This is a genomic window from Rhizobium sp. FKL33 (assembly GCF_005222915.1).
In the GTDB taxonomy this organism is placed as follows: Bacteria; Pseudomonadota; Alphaproteobacteria; order Rhizobiales; family Rhizobiaceae; genus Rhizobium_E.
Genome location: NZ_STFX01000005.1, coordinates 14,757 through 32,730, shown reverse-complemented (window position 1 = coordinate 32,730; position 17,974 = coordinate 14,757). Strand labels below are relative to the sequence as shown.

At 62.6% G+C, this 17,974-nt stretch carries 21 protein-coding genes; 7 read left to right on the top strand and 14 right to left on the bottom strand.

Annotated features, from left to right (window positions below; genetic code table 11):
- Window positions 1–20: 20 nt before the first annotated feature.
- The gene (locus E8Q41_RS02730; RefSeq protein ID WP_137153979.1) at window positions 21–530 is read right to left on the bottom strand and encodes a DinB family protein; all 510 of its coding nucleotides are present in this window, start codon (window positions 528–530) and stop codon (window positions 21–23) included.
- Between the two features lie 138 nt (window positions 531–668).
- Here E8Q41_RS02730 and E8Q41_RS02725 point away from each other — a divergent pair, with 138 nt between their 5' ends.
- The 3 genes from E8Q41_RS02725 to E8Q41_RS02715 all read left to right on the top strand — a co-directional run bounded on the left by E8Q41_RS02725 (window position 669) and on the right by E8Q41_RS02715 (window position 2,778).
- Window positions 669–1,361, top strand: coding sequence for a glutathione S-transferase family protein (locus tag E8Q41_RS02725; RefSeq protein ID WP_137153978.1), 693 nt, complete (start codon window positions 669–671; stop codon window positions 1,359–1,361).
- A 137-nt stretch (window positions 1,362–1,498) separates the two neighbouring features.
- Window positions 1,499–1,921 carry a nucleoside-diphosphate kinase gene (gene ndk, locus E8Q41_RS02720; RefSeq protein ID WP_137153977.1) on the top strand — a complete coding sequence of 141 codons (423 nt, stop codon included), beginning with the start codon at window positions 1,499–1,501 and terminating at the stop codon, window positions 1,919–1,921.
- A gap of 149 nt (window positions 1,922–2,070) precedes the next feature.
- Window positions 2,071–2,778, top strand: coding sequence for an isochorismatase family cysteine hydrolase (locus tag E8Q41_RS02715; RefSeq protein ID WP_137153976.1), 708 nt, complete (start codon window positions 2,071–2,073; stop codon window positions 2,776–2,778).
- On the opposite strand, the gene E8Q41_RS02710 is transcribed toward E8Q41_RS02715, so the two are convergent.
- A complete protein-coding gene (locus E8Q41_RS02710) occupies window positions 2,750–3,247 on the bottom strand; it encodes a lipoprotein (protein WP_137153975.1) in 498 nt (165 codons plus the stop codon). The two genes, E8Q41_RS02715 and E8Q41_RS02710, sit on opposite strands and share 29 nt — an antisense overlap.
- On the bottom strand, window positions 3,244–3,804 hold the full coding sequence (locus tag E8Q41_RS02705; RefSeq protein WP_137153974.1) for a CGNR zinc finger domain-containing protein: 561 nt from the start codon (window positions 3,802–3,804) through the stop codon (window positions 3,244–3,246). Before E8Q41_RS02705 ends, E8Q41_RS02710 begins: the two co-directional genes overlap by 4 nt.
- A 47-nt stretch (window positions 3,805–3,851) precedes the next feature.
- Between E8Q41_RS02705 and E8Q41_RS02700 the strand changes: the two genes are divergently transcribed.
- Window positions 3,852–4,763, top strand: a complete 912-nt coding sequence (locus E8Q41_RS02700) for a branched-chain amino acid ABC transporter permease (RefSeq protein WP_137153973.1) — start codon at window positions 3,852–3,854, stop codon at window positions 4,761–4,763.
- Here E8Q41_RS02700 and E8Q41_RS02695 read toward each other — a convergent pair.
- The 4 genes from E8Q41_RS02695 to pgsA are packed head-to-tail and all read right to left on the bottom strand — an operon-like array spanning window position 4,758 to window position 6,505.
- Entirely contained in the window at window positions 4,758–5,135 is a 378-nt protein-coding gene (locus tag E8Q41_RS02695; RefSeq protein ID WP_137153972.1) for a GFA family protein, read from the bottom strand. The two genes, E8Q41_RS02700 and E8Q41_RS02695, sit on opposite strands and share 6 nt — an antisense overlap.
- A 59-nt stretch (window positions 5,136–5,194) precedes the next feature.
- On the bottom strand, window positions 5,195–5,662 hold the full coding sequence (locus tag E8Q41_RS02690; RefSeq protein ID WP_137153971.1) for a molybdenum cofactor biosynthesis protein MoaE: 468 nt from the start codon (window positions 5,660–5,662) through the stop codon (window positions 5,195–5,197).
- 1 nt (window position 5,663) lies between these two features.
- Window positions 5,664–5,921 carry a molybdopterin converting factor subunit 1 gene (moaD, locus tag E8Q41_RS02685; RefSeq protein WP_137153970.1) on the bottom strand — a complete coding sequence of 86 codons (258 nt, stop codon included), beginning with the start codon at window positions 5,919–5,921 and terminating at the stop codon, window positions 5,664–5,666.
- On the bottom strand, window positions 5,918–6,505 hold the full coding sequence (pgsA, locus tag E8Q41_RS02680) for a CDP-diacylglycerol--glycerol-3-phosphate 3-phosphatidyltransferase (protein ID WP_137153969.1): 588 nt from the start codon (window positions 6,503–6,505) through the stop codon (window positions 5,918–5,920). Before pgsA ends, moaD begins: the two co-directional genes overlap by 4 nt.
- Window positions 6,506–6,752: 247 nt before the next feature.
- Here pgsA and E8Q41_RS02675 point away from each other — a divergent pair, with 247 nt between their 5' ends.
- Complete coding sequence (locus E8Q41_RS02675) at window positions 6,753–7,400, top strand: hypothetical protein (RefSeq protein ID WP_137153968.1); 648 nt, start codon at window positions 6,753–6,755, stop codon at window positions 7,398–7,400.
- An 11-nt stretch (window positions 7,401–7,411) separates the two neighbouring features.
- Here E8Q41_RS02675 and E8Q41_RS02670 read toward each other — a convergent pair whose 3' ends face one another.
- Window positions 7,412–7,873 carry a DUF5680 domain-containing protein gene (locus E8Q41_RS02670; RefSeq protein WP_137153967.1) on the bottom strand — a complete coding sequence of 154 codons (462 nt, stop codon included), beginning with the start codon at window positions 7,871–7,873 and terminating at the stop codon, window positions 7,412–7,414.
- Window positions 7,874–7,943: 70 nt separating this feature from the next.
- On the bottom strand, window positions 7,944–8,540 hold the full coding sequence (locus tag E8Q41_RS02665) for a hypothetical protein (RefSeq protein WP_137153966.1): 597 nt from the start codon (window positions 8,538–8,540) through the stop codon (window positions 7,944–7,946).
- 325 nt (window positions 8,541–8,865) lie between these two features.
- Between E8Q41_RS02665 and dnaE the strand changes: the two genes are divergently transcribed.
- Window positions 8,866–12,354, top strand: coding sequence for a DNA polymerase III subunit alpha (gene dnaE, locus E8Q41_RS02660; RefSeq protein ID WP_137153965.1), 3,489 nt, complete (start codon window positions 8,866–8,868; stop codon window positions 12,352–12,354).
- Between the two features lie 6 nt (window positions 12,355–12,360).
- Here the strand turns inward: dnaE and E8Q41_RS02655 are convergent, their stop codons facing one another.
- The 5 genes from E8Q41_RS02655 to E8Q41_RS02635 form a co-directional block, all read right to left on the bottom strand.
- Complete coding sequence (locus E8Q41_RS02655) at window positions 12,361–13,542, bottom strand: MFS transporter (protein WP_137153964.1); 1,182 nt, start codon at window positions 13,540–13,542, stop codon at window positions 12,361–12,363.
- A gap of 199 nt (window positions 13,543–13,741) precedes the next feature.
- Window positions 13,742–14,986 (bottom strand): L,D-transpeptidase family protein, encoded by a 1,245-nt coding sequence (locus tag E8Q41_RS02650; RefSeq protein WP_137153963.1) that lies wholly within the window; start codon window positions 14,984–14,986, stop codon window positions 13,742–13,744.
- Window positions 14,987–15,134: 148 nt separating this feature from the next.
- Window positions 15,135–16,430: a DNA polymerase IV gene (locus tag E8Q41_RS02645; RefSeq protein WP_137153962.1), complete on the bottom strand. Its 1,296-nt coding sequence runs from the start codon at window positions 16,428–16,430 to the stop codon at window positions 15,135–15,137.
- An 86-nt stretch (window positions 16,431–16,516) separates the two neighbouring features.
- Window positions 16,517–17,161 carry a hypothetical protein gene (locus E8Q41_RS02640; RefSeq protein WP_137153961.1) on the bottom strand — a complete coding sequence of 215 codons (645 nt, stop codon included), beginning with the start codon at window positions 17,159–17,161 and terminating at the stop codon, window positions 16,517–16,519.
- Window positions 17,152–17,460, bottom strand: coding sequence for a DUF3572 domain-containing protein (locus E8Q41_RS02635; protein WP_137153960.1), 309 nt, complete (start codon window positions 17,458–17,460; stop codon window positions 17,152–17,154). The genes E8Q41_RS02640 and E8Q41_RS02635 overlap by 10 nt, the downstream gene beginning before the upstream one ends.
- Window positions 17,461–17,591: 131 nt before the next feature.
- Here E8Q41_RS02635 and E8Q41_RS02630 point away from each other — a divergent pair, with 131 nt between their 5' ends.
- Window positions 17,592–17,963, top strand: a complete 372-nt coding sequence (locus E8Q41_RS02630) for a response regulator (protein ID WP_137153959.1) — start codon at window positions 17,592–17,594, stop codon at window positions 17,961–17,963.
- Window positions 17,964–17,974 lie beyond the last annotated feature (11 nt).

The following is a 17,974-nucleotide window of genomic DNA, read 5'->3' as shown; positions in this document are numbered from 1 at the left end:
TATGGCCTTCGCGCTCTCCGTCACATCCACTCTTTGCCGTCGCTGCGAATGAAATAGACCAGATCGAGCGCCAGACTCGGTTTGCCCATGCTGGTCAACATCATATGGCATTGACCGCGATGATGGGTCTGGTGGTTGAACATGTGGGACAGGGCGCCGCTCAATCTCTGCGTCACCGTTTCCGTCGAACTCACCGGCGTATAGGTGAACCGTCCCGCGATATCGGTCTCGGATAGGCTGTCTATCAAGCTGATGATGCGCTCGTCCTCCGCGCTGCGCGCCTGCCGCAGTGCTGCGAAATCATCGTACAGGATGGCGTCGAGGCGGGACGGCGCCTCGCCTTTGCCGGTGAAGCGGTTCTGCCAGATGCGGTCGGCGGCGAGAATGTGATTAAGCGTCGCGTGCAGCGAGCCGAAAAAGGCGCCCGTCGCGGCGCGGCGCTCCTCTTCGCTCAACGTGGCGGCGGTGTCGTAAAGCAAAGTGTTGGCCCAGCGGTTATAGGCTGCGAACATGCGGAATGTTTCTATCATCGCGTCTCTCCTTTGCGCCAAACGCTAACCCGACGATTGATCAGTCTCCAGCAGCCTCTGATATGAAATGTTTGAATTGGACGGATGCGCAGATCCTGTTTCATGCTGCCGTGAAAGAACCGCGAGGATTTAGCGAGGATTAGAATGAAGCTCTACACGCTCTGCGGCGAAAGCCGCGACATCAGATTTTCCCCTCACGCCTGGAAAGCGGTGATGGCCTTGCATCACAAGGGCTTGGCCTTTGAAGAGGCGCCGACGCCGTTCACAGCCATTCCAAAGCTGGAAAATGGCTTCTCGCCGACCGTGCCGCTGCTGAAGGATGGCGAAAGGCTGGTGCGCGACAGTTTCGACATCGCCGTCTATCTCGACGAAGCCTATCCGGATCGGCCCTCGCTGTTCGGCGGCGCGGCGGGCAGGGCGCTCAGCCGGACGATCGAAGGCTACAGCCAGTTCGTGATCCATCCGGCGCTGACGCGGATCATGCTGACCGAGATCCACGATTGCCTGGCTCCTGAGGATCAGGCCTATTTCCGCGCCAGCCGCGAGAGCCGGCTCGGCAAATCGCTCGAAGCCGTGGTCGCCGAGCGCGAGCGGGAGATCGCAGCCTTTCCCGCCAAGCTCGACCCCATGCGGCACGCGCTCAAGCATCAGGCGTGGCTCGGCGGGGAAACACCCTTGTTCGCCGACTATATCGTCTTCGGCGCGCTGCAATGGGCCCGCGTCGTCTCCCCCGTCAGCCTGTTGCAAAACGACGATCCGGTGGCGGACTGGTTCCAGCGCTGCCTCGATCTCCATGATGGAGCCGGACGGGCGGTCGCCGCGGCGGCGTAAGTGCTTCCTGAAACATGTGACAAAGCCATGATATTCCCTCTTTGAGGGTCTGTCTCGGCCTCTACCCCTTGTTTTCGCGGGAGAAGGCGGCTATTGAGCCGCCCACCCAAGGAAATCAACCGATAGAGGATCAAGACATGGCGATTGAACGCACCTTCTCGATGATCAAGCCGGACGCCACCAAGCGCAACCTGACGGGCGCCATCACCAAGATGCTCGAAGACGCCGGCCTGCGCGTCGTCGCCTCCAAGCGCGTCTGGATGAGCCGCCGCGAAGCCGAAGGCTTCTACGCCGTGCACAAGGAGCGTCCCTTTTTCGGCGAACTCGTCGAAGGCATGACCTCTGGTCCGACCGTGGTGCAGGTGCTGGAAGGCGAAAACGCCATCCTCAAGAACCGCGAAATCATGGGCGCCACCAACCCGGCAAACGCCGATGAAGGCACGATCCGCAAGACCCACGCTTTGTCGATCGGCGAAAATTCGGTGCACGGCTCCGACGCTCCGGAAACCGCTGCCCAGGAAATCAAGTACTGGTTCTCCGACACCGAAATCGTCGGCTGAAGTCTGCACGCGGAGCTCTCTCCGATGTGAATTTTCGAACCGCTCGCGAGGCAATTCGCGGGCGGTTTTTCTTTGCGCCCGATTGTCTGGCGTTGCCCGCTGTGGAACTGTGCGGCGCAACAAATCGCCGCCATCGCCGAGGTGCCTTCATGCGGACCATATCAGCCAATCCCTATCCCTGGCCGCATGACCGCGTGATCGCGCCCGAGACGACGGCGCTCGTCGTCATCGACATGCAGCGGGATTTCTGCGAGGTCGGCGGTTATGTCAGTTCCATGGGCTATGACGTCGCGCCGGCTCGCGCGTTGATCCCGCACATCCAAGCCGTATTGGCGGCGGTGCGGGCCTGGGGCGGGCTGGTGGTGCACACCCGCGAGGGCCACCGGCCGGATCTTTCCGATCTACCGTCGCAGAAGCGCTTCCGCTCGGCCAATGGCGGCGCGGAAATCGGCAGCCAGGGCCCGCTCGGACGCCTTCTGGTGCGCGGCGAAGCGGGGTGGGACATCGTTTCCGAACTCGCGCCCGCGCCCGGCGAACCCATCATCGACAAGCCCGGCTTTTCCGCCTTCTACGCCACCGATCTCGACCGAATTCTCATCGCTCGCGGCGTCCGCCGTCTGATCGTCGCAGGCGTCACCACCGACATCTGCGTTCACTCGACCATCCGCGACGCCACCGAACGCGGCTATGAATGCCTGCTGCTGGAGGATTGTTGCGCGGCGACCGTGGCGTCCAACCATGAGGCGGCGCTGGAGACGATCCGCTCCGAAGGCGGGATTTTCGGCGCGACGGCGAGGAGCAGGGACGTTTTGGATGTTCTCAACGCAGCTACCCTTGAAGCCCGCACGCTTTCCTGAATTTCACATGGCCCTCGGCGTCATAGGCTGATGGGTTCTTGTCATAGGCGTTGCCGCGCACCAGCGCCTGTTCCGGCATCACGGTCTGGTCGAGCGTCGAGGCGAGCGTGGTCTTGATGACCTGCATCTCCTTGCCCTGGGGATCGCGCAGGGTGACGGTGATCGCATAGGGCTTGTCGGCGACGATGCAGTCGAGATCCGGGCTCTGGAAATCGATGCGGGTCATGGTGGGGAACACCTTCCTGGTGACCGAGAGCGGCGGCCCGCCGGCGGGATTTTCGAAGTCTGCCGTCACCAGCGAACCATCCGGCACATCGGCGAGCCGGTTGAGGTTGAGCGTGTAATAGGCCTTGGAGAGCCGCACGTTGAAGATGAAGATCTTGCCGTTGATGCTCAGATAGTCGTTGGCCTCGCGCTGGCAGCCGGCGAGCATCAGTACGGCAAGCGCTGTGAGCAGCCTGCGTTTCATCCGTCTTTCCCCTTTTTTCGCCGATAGTGCAGCCGCGCCTTGGCGCGGTTGCCGCAGACGGCCATGTCGCACCAGGCGCGACTCTTGTTCTTGCTGCGGTCGATAAACAGCCAGCCGCAATTCGGGCAGATCTTCAGCCGCTCTGGCTCCGGCATGGCGACGAGCCGCAGCGCCGAGCGCGCCGTGGCGAGATCGACCGGTTCGGGCGAGGTTGCGTCTGGATGGGTGCGGAGGATGCGGGCGATGGCGTCGAGAAGGTCGGCGAGCAGCACGGGGTCGTCGCGGCGCTCGTCCGCCTTGAGCCGATAAAACGCATCCACCTTCTCCCGCAACTCCAGGAAAAGACTCTGGTTTTCCATGCTCACCGGGGCAAGTGGCGCGAAGTCGTCGCGCTCTGCGCACAGGATTTCCGCCGCGACTGGAAAGGCGGCGAGGTGTTCCGGCGCGGCGAAGCGATCGACCCGCTCGTCGGGATCGGCGCGCAGGATGACGCTGTTGGCGACATCAAGCGCCAGCGCGCCGCCGGAAAAACGGTGAGGGGTCCATTCAAAGCTCATGACGAAATAATAACTGGTAAAATCGCTTTTACAAGTTATATTTCGCCATGCTCACCGCCTCGGACCTCGCCTTCTTTCTGCAACAGTTCATCAACGCCGCCCCAATAGCGGCGCTCTACGCGCTGCTGGCCTTCGGCTATTCGATCAGCTTCGCGTTGACGCGGCGGCCGGATTTCACCATGGGGGCGCTTTTCGCCTTTACGGGTCAGATCTTCATCTTCTTCACCGGCTTCGGCTGGACGGCGCTGTGGCTGACCTATCCGGCCGCCCTCGGCTTCGGCGCGGTGGTCGCGCTTATTTATGGCGTGACGACGGGAGGTCTGATCGGCTGGAAGATCACGGGGCCGCTGCAGGCGCGCGCGCCGACCTCGGTGATACCGGCCTCGCTCGCGCTGATGATCGTGCTGATGGAGCTGGTCCGTATCGCCGCCGACAGCCGCGACCTCTGGCTGTCGCCTTTTCTCAATCAGCGTTTCATTCTCTGGCAGGGCGGCGGTTTTCCGGTGTCGATCACGCTGATCCAGAGCCTCGAGCCTGCTCTGGTCGCAATCCTTCTCGTTGGATCGGCGGCCTATCTCTCCAGAAGCGCGGCCGGCCGCGCCTGGCGCGCCGTCGCCGACGACCCGCTCGCGGCCGAACTCATGGGCGTGAACGCGCGAAACGTCGTCGTCCTCGCCGGTCTGGCGACAGCGGTTGCAGCAGGGCTCGCCGGCCTCTTGGCGACTGCCTATTACGGCTCGATGGATTTCGGCTCCGGGCTGATGTTCGGCTTGAAAGTGGTGATGATCGCCGCGATCGGCGAACAGACCTCACCGGGCCGCTGCGCGCTCGGCGCGGTCGTGTTCGGCCTGGCCGAGACTTTCTTCGGCGCCTATGTCAGCTTCGAATGGCGCGATCTCGCCATGATGGGCATGCTGGTGGCGCTGGCCGTGACGCTACGTCGGGAAAGCCGGTTATGATGGACGGTCGCCATCGAATTGTTCTGCGCCGGGCAGGGGATCCAGCCAGTGTTCCCGGCGCTTGATCCATAATTCGTAGCTCGGCGCGAGATCGGTCGGCGCCTCGTCCAGGCTGCCGAAGCGGATTTCCGCCTCTTCCGTCGTCACCGTGAACAGACGTCCGCCGCAAAGCGGGCAGAAGCTGCGACCCTGATAGGTTCTGATCTCGCCCTGATATGTCAGAGCCTTGGCCGGATAGATTGCGTAACAGGCGAAGGCCGAGCCGCTCTCCTTGCGGCAATCCAGGCAATGGCAGATGCCCACCCGCAAGGGGTCGCCTGTCACTTCATAACGCGCTTCGCCGCACAGGCATCCACCCTGTCTCTTGGTCATGATCTCTCTCCTCGTCCTCCCCGGAAAATCGAGATCGCCGTAGATTTGTTCCCGAGAGATCAGCGACGCCAGCGGGCGAAGGCCGCGTCGTCGGCGTCTTTGGCGCTCACCCAGTCGCCGGTCCGGCCGTCGCGGCCATGTTCCTTCTTCCAGAAAGGGGCGGCCGTCTTGAGGAAATCCATCACGAAATTGGCGCCGTCGAAGGCCGCCTGCCGATGCGGCGAGGCGGCGATCACGAGCACGATTTGCTCGCCCGGGGCGATCTTGCCGAAACGGTGAATGGCGGAAAGGCCCTGCAGCGGCCAGCGGTCTGCGGCCTCCTGGCAGGCTTTGGCAATCTGGGCTTCGGCCATGCCGGGATAATGTTCGAGCTCCAGCGCCTCGAGCCGGCCACCTTCGTCGCGGCAGAGACCGGTAAAGCTCACCACGGCCCCGATATCGGCGCGGCCTTCGGTCAGGCGCGCCATCTCGGCCGCGATATCGAAATCCTCGGCCTGCACCCTGATATGGATGGGGCAGGACGCCATGTCAGCCGCCCGTCATCGGCGGAAAAATGCCGATCTCGCGCGCCCCGAGAATGCTTTCGCCATGCTCGGCATGCTCCTGATCGACGGCGACGCGGATCACGCGGTCATGTTCGAGCGCCGTTTCATACTCTTCGCCGAGGCCCTTGAGATGAATCAGCAATTCTCCGACGGTCGTCACACCCTCGGGCAGATCGAGCGTCTCGCCTGGTTTGCCGATCCGTTCCCTGACCCAGGCGAAGTAGACGAGATCGACTTTCATTCCTCGTCCACCACATGCTTGAGGCCGGCGCGGAAATAGTCATAGCCGGTATAGATGGTCAGAAGAGCCGACACCCAGAGCAGCCCGATGCCGGTCTCCGTGGTGTAGATGAAGATGTTGTCGCCGGCGTGACCCACCAGCAGGAAGCCGAGCGCCACCATCTGCGCGGTGGTCTTCCATTTGGCGATGCGGGTCACCGGCACCGACACTTTCAACGCCGCGAGATATTCGCGCAGGCCGGAGACGAGAATTTCGCGGCAGAGAATTATGATCGCCGCCCACAGCGTCCAGCCGGCGATGGTCTGGTCGGCGGCGAGCAGCAGCAGCACCGAAGACACCAGCAGCTTGTCGGCGATGGGATCGAGCATGCGGCCGATATTGGACGTCTGTTTCCAGATGCGCGCGAGATAACCGTCGAGGAAATCCGTGATCGAGGCGACGGCGAACAGCCAGAAGGCGGTCCAGCGCGCAAAATCGGAACTCTGCAATTCGCCGTTCACGAAAAAACACACGACGATCAGCGGCACCGCCACGATCCGTGCATAGGTCAACATATTCGGTATATTGTATGCGCGCTTTGCCATGATTTCCGTCTGAGACTCGCCAATTCTGCTATTGGAACTGCCGATTGCGCCCGGGTCAAGGCGAACGCAGGTCCAATGCCGCTGTCCGGAACATAAGGGAGCGGGTGAGCCGGTTCAAATTCAATTGCGCCTTTCGATGAAATAATTCGGCCGCGGCCGATCGTTAGCCCGCGGGAAACAAGTTCGGCGTAGGCTCCAAAGCGTAATCACGATGCGGCGCCGGGGAAATGCGCCGTCAGGGGGCATGGTGCGCATCGCATTTCTTTCAGGCCTGATCGCCGCGGCTATGACGGGCGCCGCCGCCGCAGACGAACTGACGCTGACGCCGCAGGTCAGCACGCTCGGCGTGGGCATCGGCGCCGAAAAGCGGCTGAATGACGCCTGGGCGGCGCGTTTCGACGTGTCTGGCGCCAGTTTCTCCTTCTCCTACGCTGCCAAAAAATCCGACACCGACAACAGGGCGCGCCTCTTCAGCCTCGGCGCCGTGGCGGATTACTATCCCTATGAAGACGGGCTGCGGCTGTCCGCCGGCGTCAGGTTGTCGGGCTCCTATGTGAAGGGCAGCCTGTCCAATCTCGAACGCCAATACGGCAAGGGCAAGGATGCGATCACGGTGATCATCCGCGATCCCCTCACCACCTACAAGATCACCCAAAATCCTGTGCAGCCCTATCTCGGCGTCGGCTATAGCCTGAAGGTCAAGGAGAGGCTCAGCGTCAGCCTGGATGTCGGCGCGCTTTATGGAGGCCAGCCGGATCTCCACGTCGTCTCGCATGCCGATCTCTACGGCTTCACCGAACAGCAGATCCAGAACGAGATCCGCAAGCAGCAGGAGCGTTTGAACGCCTATCAGGTCTATCCCGTTGTTCAGATCGGCCTGACCTATCGCTTCTGAAGCGCAGGAGACTAGGGACGGATCAGTCCGCCGTGATAGACGAGATTGTAGGCTTCGACGCCGCCGACCTCGATGCGTTCGCGGCCGGTGAAGCGGCTGAAATCGCCGTCGTTTTCGTCGACATAGACCCCATGATCGTGGGCGCAGCGGTAGCCGCCCAAAAACCGGCCTTCCTCGGCATAGAGTTTTCCGAGCGCATGCTTGATCACGGCGCCCGCGCGTGAGGCGTCGATGCGGTCGTCATGGATGATATAGCCGAAATAGGACATGGCCCAGACCGGCTCGCCGCGCCGCCAAACCACTTCCTGTCCGGAAAAATCCGTGCCGCCGAAATAGCTGTCGAGATAGGACCACTCGCCGCGTTTCCACGAAACATCATGGGCGCCCATGCGTGAGGGCGTCGTCGCCTGCGCGGCGCCGCCGACATAGGCGGCGCGCTTGGCCTCGATGATCACGGCTTCCAACTCGTCCATGCGATCCCCTCCGTCCTGTCAGGCAAACCTAACTCCACTCATGAGGAATCGCAAGAACAAAAAGTGAACATCAACCAGGATTGCAGGCGGCGATGGCGGCGGCGTCGCTCCAGGTCGCAAAAGGCGATTGCTCTGCCTCGATCGAGATGCTGCTCCTGACCGGATCGCCGTCTTCAGGAAAGGTCTCGCGAAAGCCCTTGCCGGTGAGAATGTTGATGTCGCACTGGCCGGCATTGGCGAGATCGATCGTATCGCGCCAGGAATATGAAAAGCCGGCGACGACCAGCGCCTTGTTGCGATAGGCGAGCGTCAGTTTCTGGTTCCATCGGCTGCGTCCGACAGCGTCGTTGCGCGTGTTGACGGCGAGCGACCCGTTCGGAAGCTTTTCGAGGAAAGGTTCCTGCCCCACCAGACTGTCCGGTCCGGCCTGGCCCCAGACCTGGCCCTTCACCACCTCCGTCGGCTCCAGATAGCCGCGGCCCTCGACGCCGAGAAGAAAGTGCAGGTCCATGGCCTCCTCGCCGCGGACGAGAAACGCCAAATCCGGCTCGCCGTCTTTGTTGAAGTCGCCGGCGACGGCCGAGACGATCGATGAGGTGTCGATAGGGTCCGCGAGAGCCGGATGGACGGCGAACAGGCTGAGAGCGATGAAAACGGGCAGGCGCATCGTGAAATCTCCGGTCACGCGTTATTTGTTGCAACAACGGCTGTTGCAGCCGCTTTATTCACGGAAAGCTTTCGTTAACCTTCCACCTGTGGAGATCGTTGACAACGGAACAATAAAAGAACATAAATAGAACATATCCGAACAGGAGGCGTAAATGACCGATTTCCTTCGTGACATGGCAGCATTCACTTCAGTCGTTATGTTCGTGGCGAGCTTTGCCGTGGTGATGAGCGCGCTGTGAGTTGAGGCGGCTCCGCTTCGCCTCGGGCTGGACTGGCGCCGGTCCGACCCGCTACAACGGATCAAAGAATCCAGGTGAAGCGATATGGCCGACGCGGACGCAATTTCTCCCCTCGAGGGTCTGGCTGAAACGCCGCAATTCGTGCATCTCCGGGCGCACTCCGCCTATTCGCTTCTGGAAGGGGCCTTGCCGGTCAAGAAGATCATCGCGAAAGCGGTGGCCGACCAGCAGCCGGCATTGGGCCTGACCGACACCAACAATCTCTTTGCGGCTCTGGAGTTTTCCAAGCTCGCCTCTGGCGACGGGCTGCAGCCGATCATCGGCTGCCAGCTGTCTATCGATTTCGAGGACGAGGCTGCGGATGAACGAAGCCGCCAGCCGCAAATGCGCAAACTGCCGGCGATCGTGCTGCTCGCGGCGACGACCGACGGCTATAACGTGGTCTCCAATCTCGTCAGCCGCGCCTATATGGAAGGCGACGGGCCGGGCACGATCCACATCAAGCGCTCCTGGCTGGATCATGGGACGGAAGGTGTCATAGCGCTGACCGGCGCCTCTGCCGGCCCCGTCGATATGGCGTTGCGCGAGGGACATGCGTCGCTGGCCGAGGCCCGGCTCAAGACCTTGGCGGACTATTTCCCCGGCCGGCTCTATGTCGAATTGCAGCGTCACGCCGGCTATGACCGCCGTCATGAGAACCGCATGTTGGAGCTGGCCTATCGGCTGGAGCTGCCGATCGTCGCCACCAACGAGCCGTTCTTCCCGTCGGTCGACGATTTCGAGGCGCATGACGCGCTGATGGCGGTGGCGCATGGCGCGCTGGTCTCCGACGACAGCCGCTTCCGCCTGACCCGCGACCATTATTTCAAGAGCCGGGCGGAAATGGCCAAGCTCTTCGCCGATCTGCCCGAGGCGATCGAGAATACGGTGGAAATCGCCCGCCGCTGCGCCTTCATGCTCAAGGGCGTCGCGCCGATCCTGCCGCGTTTCACCGGCGCCTCGGACGACCATGCCGCCGCCGAAAAGGCCGAGTCGGACGAGCTCGCGCGCCAGGCCTGGGAGGGCCTGCGCATGCGGCTCGACACGATCGGTCTCGCCAACGGCTATACCGAGAAGGATTACAACGAGCGGCTCGATTTCGAGCTGTCGATCATCACCAAGATGAAGTTCCCAGGCTACTTCCTGATCGTGGCGGACTTCATCAAATGGGCCAAGCAGCATGATATTCCGGTCGGGCCGGGCCGTGGTTCGGGCGCAGGCTCGCTGGTCGCCTATGCGCTCACCATCACCGACATCGACCCCTTGCGCTTCTCGCTGCTGTTCGAACGCTTCCTCAATCCGGAACGCGTGTCGATGCCCGACTTCGATATCGACTTCTGCCAGGATCGCCGCGAAGAGGTGATCCGCTACGTGCAGCAGAAATATGGCCGCGAGCAGGTGGCGCAGATCATCACCTTCGGGTCGCTGCAGGCGCGCGCGGCGCTGCGCGACGTCGGTCGCGTGCTGGAAATGCCCTATGGCCAGGTCGACCGCATCTGCAAGCTGGTGCCCAACAACCCGGCCAATCCGACGCCGCTTTATAAAGCGATCGAGGAGGAGCCGCGCCTGAAGGAAGAGGCGGAGAAGGAGCCGGTGGTCGCCCGCCTGCTCAACATCGCCCAGAAGATCGAAGGCCTCTATCGCCACGCCTCCACCCACGCCGCCGGCATCGTCATCGGCGACCGGCCGCTCGCGCAGCTCGTGCCGCTGTATCGAGACCCGCGCTCCGACATGCCGGTCACCCAGTTCAACATGAAATGGGTGGAGCAGGCGGGTCTGGTGAAGTTCGACTTCCTCGGCCTGAAGACGCTGACGGTGCTGAAGACCGCCGTCGATTTCATCGCCAAGCGCAATATCGAGGTCGATCTCTCGGCTTTGCCGCTCGATGACAAACTGACGTATGAGATGCTGTCGCGCGGCGAGACGGTGGGAGTGTTCCAGGTGGAAAGCGCGGGCATGCGCAAGGCGCTGATCGGCATGCGGCCCGACTGTATCGAGGACATCATCGCGCTGGTGGCGCTGTATCGTCCGGGCCCGATGGAGAACATCCCGGTCTACAACGCCCGCAAACATGGCGAGGAGGAGATCGAGTCGGTTCATCCGACCATCGATTACCTGCTCAAGGAAACGCAGGGCGTCATCGTCTACCAGGAACAGGTCATGCAGATCGCGCAGGTGCTGTCGGGCTATTCGCTCGGCGAAGCCGACCTTCTACGCCGCGCCATGGGTAAGAAGATCAAGGAGGAGATGGACAAGCAGCGCGAGCGCTTCGTCGAGGGCGCGATCGCCAACAAGGTCTCCAAACCGCAGGCCAACCTGATCTTCGACCTGCTCGCCAAATTCGCCAATTACGGCTTCAACAAATCGCACGCCGCAGCCTATGCCGTGGTGTCCTATCAGACCGCCTATCTGAAGGCGCATTATCCGGTCGAATTCCTTGCCGCGTCGATGACGCTCGATATGGCCAACACCGAAAAGGTCAACGACTTCCGCCAGGACGCCATGCGGCTCGGCATCAAGATCGTGCCGCCTTCGGTGCAGACCTCGTTCCGCCGCTTCGAGACCGGCGACAACTGCATCTTCTATTCGCTCGCCGCCATCAAGGGCGTCGGCGAAGCGGTGGTCGACCATATCGTCGAGGCCCGCGGCGACACGCCCTTCGAAAGCCTCGAGGATTTCTGCCTGCGCACCGATCCCAAGCTCGTCAATCGTCGCGTCTGGGAAAGCCTGATTTCGGCCGGCGCCTTCGATTGCTTCGGCGTCGACCGCGCCACGCTGGCCGCCGGTATCGATCGGCTCATGGCCTATGCGCAGCGCGCCGTGCAGAACAAGACCAGCGGCCAGTCCGATATGTTCGGCTCCGGCGCGTCGGGTCCCGAAAAAATCGGCCTGCAGCCGACCGCGCCCTGGCTGGCCTCGGAAAAGCTGCTCAAGGAATTCCAGGTCCTCGGCTTCTATCTGACCGCCCATCCGCTCGACGCCTATAACGCCGTGCTGGCGAAGCTTCGCGTGCAGACCTTCGCCAATTTCACCAATGCGGTGAAGCAGGGCAAGGCGCCGGGGCGGCTCGCGGGCACCGTGATCTCCAAGCAGGAGCGCAAGACCCGCACGGGCAACAAGATGGGCATCGTTGCTTTCTCGGATTCCTCCGGCCAGTTCGAGGCGGTGATGTTCTCCGAGACGCTGGCGCAATATCGCGACCTGCTCGAAACCGGCAAATCCTATGTGATCGGCGTCGAAGCCGAAGAGCGGCCGGAAGGCGTGAGCCTGCGCATCCAGTCGGTGCAGTCGCTCGAGGAAAAGTCGGTGCAGATGCAGAAGGCCATGCGCATCTTCCTGCGCGACGCGGCGCCCCTGCGCTCGGTGGCGACGCATCTCAACCAGAGGGGCGAGGGCGTGGTGTCGTTCATCGTCATCAAGGACGAGGGCAAGCGCGAGATCGAGGTGGAGCTGCCCGAGCGGTTCCGCATCTCGCCGGAGATCGCCGCCGCCATGCGCGCGACCCCCGGGGTGATCGATATCGAACTGGTGTGAGGCCGTTCAGGACTCCGCTTCGGCGTCGGCGCGGCGGGTGAGGAAGAGCATGGCGAGCGCCGCCGTCATGGCGATGCCGGCTGTGGCGATCGCCGCCTGGAAGCTGAAAGCGGTGGCGATCAGCCCGGTCATGGTGCTGGCTGTCAGCGATCCCAGGAACAGGCTGTTCATATAGAGCGACGTCGCCCTGCCGATGCGTCCGCGTGCAAAGCCCTGCATGAAACTCACCGCGACCCCGGCGAACAGCCCGAAATAGGCGCCTTCCATCAGCGCGCCCAGCGCCATCAGCGGCAGGCTGGTCGCCTCATGCAGCACCGCAAAGGCGGCCATGCCGGCGACGGCGGCGAGATAGAGCGCATTGCGCCGTCCAATGCGGTCGGTCACGTAAGGCGAGCCCATGATCGCCACGACTTCGGCGAGACATTTGAAGGTCAGCGACAGGCCCGGCGCGTAGACGGGCAGATGTGCCTCGCGGATATAGAACAGCGGCAGCGCCGAGGCGCAGAGCACATGGGCGACGTTGAACAGGAAGCAGGCGATGGCGGCGAGCCAGAGCGGGCGGTTGTCGAACCAGCCGGCGCTCTCGGTCGCAGAACGCGGCTCGCGTCTGTCCGAGCGGAAATCGCGCGGCAGGCTGGCGATCGTGGTCGCCAGCGCCACGCAGGAGAGGCCGAGCACGAACAGGAACACATAGAATGACCCGCCGCGCGCCGCGATCAGATAGGAGAGGGCGGGGCCGAACATCCAGCCGGTCGACACCATGGTCCTGACCTTGGCGTTGTAGCGCTGCACGTCGAGGCCGTTCCGTTCGGCGAACAGGCGGCCGAGGATATAGACCGCCGAGATGCCCGCGCCCGCCAGCGCCAGGCAGGGCGCCGCCGCCAGCACCACCACGCAATAGGTCGGCGCGACGAGCACGGCGAGGCTCGCCGCCATGAGGCCGAGATTGCCGACCGCGACAAAACTGAAGATTCGGCTGCCCCGGTCGATGCGTTCCCCGACCACGCGGTTGCACAGCATGGTCAGGAGGCTTGCGGCGATGGAATAGCCGGTCACATGCAGCGCGCTCATATGGAGCTCCTGCATGATGAAATAGGCCATGAACGGGATCATGGCCGAATTGCCGAGCGCGGTGACGAAAAGCGACAGCAATATCAGCCGTGCGGAGCGGGCGGTCGCGGCATTCATGGGAGGCGTCTGTCCGAGATGACAAAGGAAAAGCGAATCCTGCCTAGACCTCGCTTTCTCCGACGGCAAGCCGAGTTCGCCCGGATCGGGTGCGGCTTGGCGTTTTCCGGCAGGATGTTGCCGTCAAACCGTGCCGCGTCTCGCAAAAGAAAACGCCCGGGATCGTCTCCCGGGCGCCGCGATGTTCCTTCAGGACGTCTCAGCCTTCCCTGGGCGGCTCGACCGTCGTGGTGATGAATTCGGTGCCTTCGCCCGTCTCGCCGTCGCTCGCGACATCTGTGATGGTCAGCGACGAGCCGTTGCCGAGCAGCACTTCGATCTTCTCGCGCGTTTCGACCGGGATGTTCAGGCGCTTGAACGCGTCTTCGGCAGCCTCCTGCGCCGTGGCGTCCGGGACGCTGGTGATGCCGAGGCGCGTTGCCATCCAGCCGGGAATCTGGTTGTCGAGCGAGGTTCCGAACCAGTCGGCGGAGCGCTGGGCAGGGTTCGTTCGCACCGCCTGGTAGAAGTGGGTGCCGAGCGCGATCTCGGGATCGGCGATGTCGACCGGGCCGTCGAAGACCGGCTTGAAATTCTGTCGCGCATAGAGCCAGCCGGTCGCCGGCTTGCGGCCATAGACCTTGTAGAGCGACGACACCAATTGCCGCGTCATCTGCCCATTGGCCTTCTGGCCGTGAAGCGCCTGATAGGCCTTGATCGCCTTGTTGGTCTTGGCGGTCATTACGCCGGTGATGGGGCCGACGTCATAGCCGAGCTGCGCGAGCATGCCCTGCGCTTCGCGCATGTAGTAGCGGTCGGACACGCGCGTGATCAGCATCTTGATCGGTCTCTGGGGTTCGGGAAGCTTCGCCACGGCGTCCGCGCCCATCTTCGGCAGGGTCTCGGCGGTGGCGACCTCGACGGAACTGCCATCGGCGACGATGGCGGGCCGCATCGCCGCATCGCTCAGCAGATCGCCGTCCCGCGCGGGATAGCGCGGCTTGAACAGGCCGATCTCCGGCATGGGACGCGGGGCGATCTCGCGATCGGTGATCACCACATGGAAGCCGCGCCGGGTCATGCCGAACAGCGTCTTGGCGAAGGCGCCGGGCATACGCACGCAGCCATGGGAGGCCGGATAGCGCGGCACATGCGCCGATTCATGCAGCGCAATGCCCGACCAGGTCAGCCGCTGCATGAAGGGCATCGGAGCGTCGTCGTAAAGATTGGAAAAATGCGTCTTGCGCTTTTCGAGCACGGAGAAGATGCCGGAGGGCGTGGTGTGGCCCGCTTTTCCCGTCGAAACATTGGTGGTGGCCACAACGGCGTCGCCGTCATAGACGGTCATCGTCTGCGTGTCCTTGGACACGAAAATCTGCAGCGGGTCGTCGCTCTCTGCTCTGGCGGCTGCGCCAAATACAAACGTCGCCGCCAGTGATAGTCCCAAAATGGCGCGAAAATTCATGGGCGTTCTCCACAATACTGTCGCCGTGAAAGCTAGTGAAGAGCAATTACGAAAGCTTTTCAACCGCTGCAGTTTCCGTGGAAACACGGGCAGACACTGAGAACATGGTTTATGCCCGGTGAAGCCCTGAACCGCCGGGCTTTGCCGTCTACGGCTCATGCCCGCGCTTGCCGCGGCCGAATGTGTAGCCGGTCTCGATGCTTTTGACGCCGAACTTGTCGCGCAGCTTGTCCATCGCAGCCTCGGCGGCGGCGCGCCTGCCGGCGTCGGGGTCGACAAGATCGGGTGGATCGGCCTGATCCTCGTCGCATAGATCGGTGACGCCGATGCCGATCAGGCGGAATTTCGTGCCGTCGAGCTCCTTGTCCAGCAGAGACAGGCCCTCGCGAAAGATGCGGTCGGCGAGTTGAGTGGGGGATTCGAGCCGCCGGTTGCGAGTGCGGAGCTTGAAATCGGCCGACTTCAGCTTCAGCACCACGGTGCGTCCCGCCGTCGCCGTCTTCTTCAGTCGCTTGGACACTTGCTCCGCCAGCGCCCTGAGCGGCGGCGTCAAGGCTTCGAGCGAGGCGTGATCGTCGAAAAAGGTGGTTTCGGCGGAAACGCTCTTCGCCTCGTCATTGAGATGCACCCGCCGGTCGTCGATCCCGCGCGACAGCGAATAGAGACGGCGACCCATGACGCCGTAGCGGCGCATGAGATCGCTCTCCTCCATCTGCTGCAACTGGCCGATCGCCGTGATCCCGTCGCGCGCCAGCGTCTCGGCGAAGGCCTTGCCGACGCCCCAGATCAGCGTCACCGGCTTCGGCTTCAGAAACTCCAGCGCCTCCGCCTCACCGATCACCGAAAAGCCGCGCGGCTTGTTCATGTCGGAAGCGACCTTTGCCAGGAATTTGCAATAGGACAGGCCGACCGAAATCGTAACCCCGACTTCCTTCTCGACGCGTTTGGCGAATTTCGCCAGCGTCCGCGCCGGCGGATCGTGATGCAGCCGCTCCGTGCCGGCGAGATCGAGAAAGGCTTCGTCGATGGAGAGCGGCTGCACCAGCGGGGTCAGATCCTGCATCATCGAACGGATCTGACGGCCGACGCGGGCATATTTCTCCATGTCCGGTTTGACGACGACGGCGTCCGGGCAGGCTTCCAGCGCCTTGAACATCGGCATGGCGCTTTTGACGCCGCGAATGCGGGCGATATAGCAGGCGGTCGACACCACGCCCCGTTTGCCGCCGCCGACGATCACCGGCTTGTCTGCGAGTTCCGGATTGTCTCGCTTCTCCACGGATGCATAGAAGGCGTCGCAATCGACATGAGCGACGGTGAGCTGGAAGAGTTCCGGGTGCTGGAGAAGGCGAGGGCTGCCGCACTTCACGCAACGACGGCCGCCGGCTCCCGCAGGCGCCAGGCAATCGCGGCAGAAACCCGGAACTCTTTCAGCATTGGCCATGGGCATCGGAACAAAGGTTGAACAAAGTCACCTTACCGAGACGCCCGGCGGCGCTCAAGCGCTATCCGCCCTTGTTCGCCGGAATCTCAGTCCTGGCCGAAATGCCGTCTGATCAGCCGCTCCGCCTCCAGCCAGCTTTCCGCTTTGTGGACGCGCTCGCCGGGATCGGGAGCCATCGTGCGGAAGATGTCGTTGGCCATCAGGTTGATCAGCAGGCAGTCGGGCGCATGGGCGCGCACCGAATGCAGGTTGGTGAAGATGTCGTCGACGAAAGCGGCGGGCACGCCGCGGTCGGCGATCAGCTGGCGGACGACCGGACCTTTCGGTTCCTCCGTTGCGATCATCGGAAAATGAAAGCCGAGCAGATCGAGCAGCGTCCGGCGCACGCCCTGATGACGCGGCGGCATGGCGGTCAGCAGCACGACGTCGGCGCCGGCGCTGAGCCGATCCAGCGTTTCCCGCGCGTTGCGGGCCGGCTTCTGCCATTTGTTCTGGGTGCGGAAGAACTCTTCCTGAAAGGCGTCGACGGCTTCCGCCGTGGCGGCCTCACCGCCGAAATGCCGGACATTGCCGGTGAGCCGAAAGGAATCGGGGTGCAATCGGTGATCGACCGAGTTCAGGTAAGCGTCGAAAGGATCGAGAAATTCGAGCACGACCTCGTCGACGTCGCAAACCAGGAGCGGACGCGTGGACGCGGCGAGGGAGACGAGAACAGATTCGATCACAGCCATACTCCTTCACCTGGACCCGCGAAATGCCGATGCGCCGCCTGGATCCATTCGACCGGAACGTCGCTCTCGGCGCTGAAGGCCATCAGCGTCGGCTCATGGTTCATCAGGAAGCCGGTGAGGCCGCCGAAGAAACCGGGTTCGCCGGCTGCGCGGCGGATATCCCGCGCCTCGATTCCGGTCATGGCGAGGAAGCGCGACATGAGATCGGCCTGACCGGACAGCCAGGCGAGAATTTTGACGGCGATCTCTTCGGCCTGTTCGGGCGTTATGGAGGTGGGCGCGCGGCTTGTTGGTTTCATGGGCTTCATTACGTCTTTGTAAACTGAATCGCCGTAAGGTCCGTCGGACCGACCGTGTAGATACTGCATGCCGCCCCTAAATGGGACTAAAAAACGTCAGGCGCGCAGATGAAGGGTATTTTGGAACCGCCATGCCGAAACAGGTGATGATCGTCGAAGACAACGAGCTCAACATGAAGCTCTTTCGAGACCTGATCGAAGCGTCCGGATACAAGACGATCCAGACCCGCAACGGCATGGAAGCGCTGGACCTCGCTCGCCAGCATCGTCCCGACCTCATTCTGATGGACATCCAGCTGCCGGAAGTGTCGGGCCTCGAAGTCACCAAATGGCTGAAGGAAGATGATGAATTGCATGTCATCCCGGTCATCGCCGTCACAGCCTTCGCGATGAAGGGCGACGAGGAGCGAATTCGGCAGGGCGGTTGCGAGGCTTATATTTCCAAGCCGATTTCGGTCCCGAAATTCCTGGAAACGATCAAAACTTATTTGGGCGACGCCTGACCTGGAGCCGT

Bases quoted from the DNA above. Each gene is read 5' to 3' on its own strand.
- ndk (WP_137153977.1), top strand. From the start codon at position 1,499: ATGGCGATTGAACGCACCTTCTCGATGATCAAGCCGGACGCCACCAAG.
- E8Q41_RS02705 (WP_137153974.1), bottom strand. From the start codon at position 3,804: ATGAGCTTTGAATGGACCCCTCACCGTTTTTCCGGCGGCGCGCTGGCG.
- E8Q41_RS02630 (WP_137153959.1), top strand. From the start codon at position 17,592: ATGCCGAAACAGGTGATGATCGTCGAAGACAACGAGCTCAACATGAAG.
- E8Q41_RS02655 (WP_137153964.1), bottom strand. From the start codon at position 13,542: ATGAATGCCGCGACCGCCCGCTCCGCACGGCTGATATTGCTGTCGCTT.
- E8Q41_RS02695 (WP_137153972.1), bottom strand. From the start codon at position 5,135: ATGACCAAGAGACAGGGTGGATGCCTGTGCGGCGAAGCGCGTTATGAA.
- E8Q41_RS02710 (WP_137153975.1), bottom strand. From the start codon at position 3,247: ATGAAACGCAGGCTGCTCACAGCGCTTGCCGTACTGATGCTCGCCGGC.
- E8Q41_RS02640 (WP_137153961.1), bottom strand. From the start codon at position 17,161: ATGGCTGTGATCGAATCTGTTCTCGTCTCCCTCGCCGCGTCCACGCGT.
- E8Q41_RS02650 (WP_137153963.1), bottom strand. From the start codon at position 14,986: ATGAATTTTCGCGCCATTTTGGGACTATCACTGGCGGCGACGTTTGTA.
- E8Q41_RS02690 (WP_137153971.1), bottom strand. From the start codon at position 5,662: ATGGCGTCCTGCCCCATCCATATCAGGGTGCAGGCCGAGGATTTCGAT.
- E8Q41_RS02730 (WP_137153979.1), bottom strand. From the start codon at position 530: ATGATAGAAACATTCCGCATGTTCGCAGCCTATAACCGCTGGGCCAAC.
- E8Q41_RS02665 (WP_137153966.1), bottom strand. From the start codon at position 8,540: ATGCGCCTGCCCGTTTTCATCGCTCTCAGCCTGTTCGCCGTCCATCCG.
- E8Q41_RS02715 (WP_137153976.1), top strand. From the start codon at position 2,071: ATGCGGACCATATCAGCCAATCCCTATCCCTGGCCGCATGACCGCGTG.
- dnaE (WP_137153965.1), top strand. From the start codon at position 8,866: ATGGCCGACGCGGACGCAATTTCTCCCCTCGAGGGTCTGGCTGAAACG.
- E8Q41_RS02645 (WP_137153962.1), bottom strand. From the start codon at position 16,430: ATGGCCAATGCTGAAAGAGTTCCGGGTTTCTGCCGCGATTGCCTGGCG.
- E8Q41_RS02635 (WP_137153960.1), bottom strand. From the start codon at position 17,460: ATGAAACCAACAAGCCGCGCGCCCACCTCCATAACGCCCGAACAGGCC.
- E8Q41_RS02670 (WP_137153967.1), bottom strand. From the start codon at position 7,873: ATGGACGAGTTGGAAGCCGTGATCATCGAGGCCAAGCGCGCCGCCTAT.
- pgsA (WP_137153969.1), bottom strand. From the start codon at position 6,505: ATGGCAAAGCGCGCATACAATATACCGAATATGTTGACCTATGCACGG.
- moaD (WP_137153970.1), bottom strand. From the start codon at position 5,921: ATGAAAGTCGATCTCGTCTACTTCGCCTGGGTCAGGGAACGGATCGGC.
- E8Q41_RS02700 (WP_137153973.1), top strand. From the start codon at position 3,852: ATGCTCACCGCCTCGGACCTCGCCTTCTTTCTGCAACAGTTCATCAAC.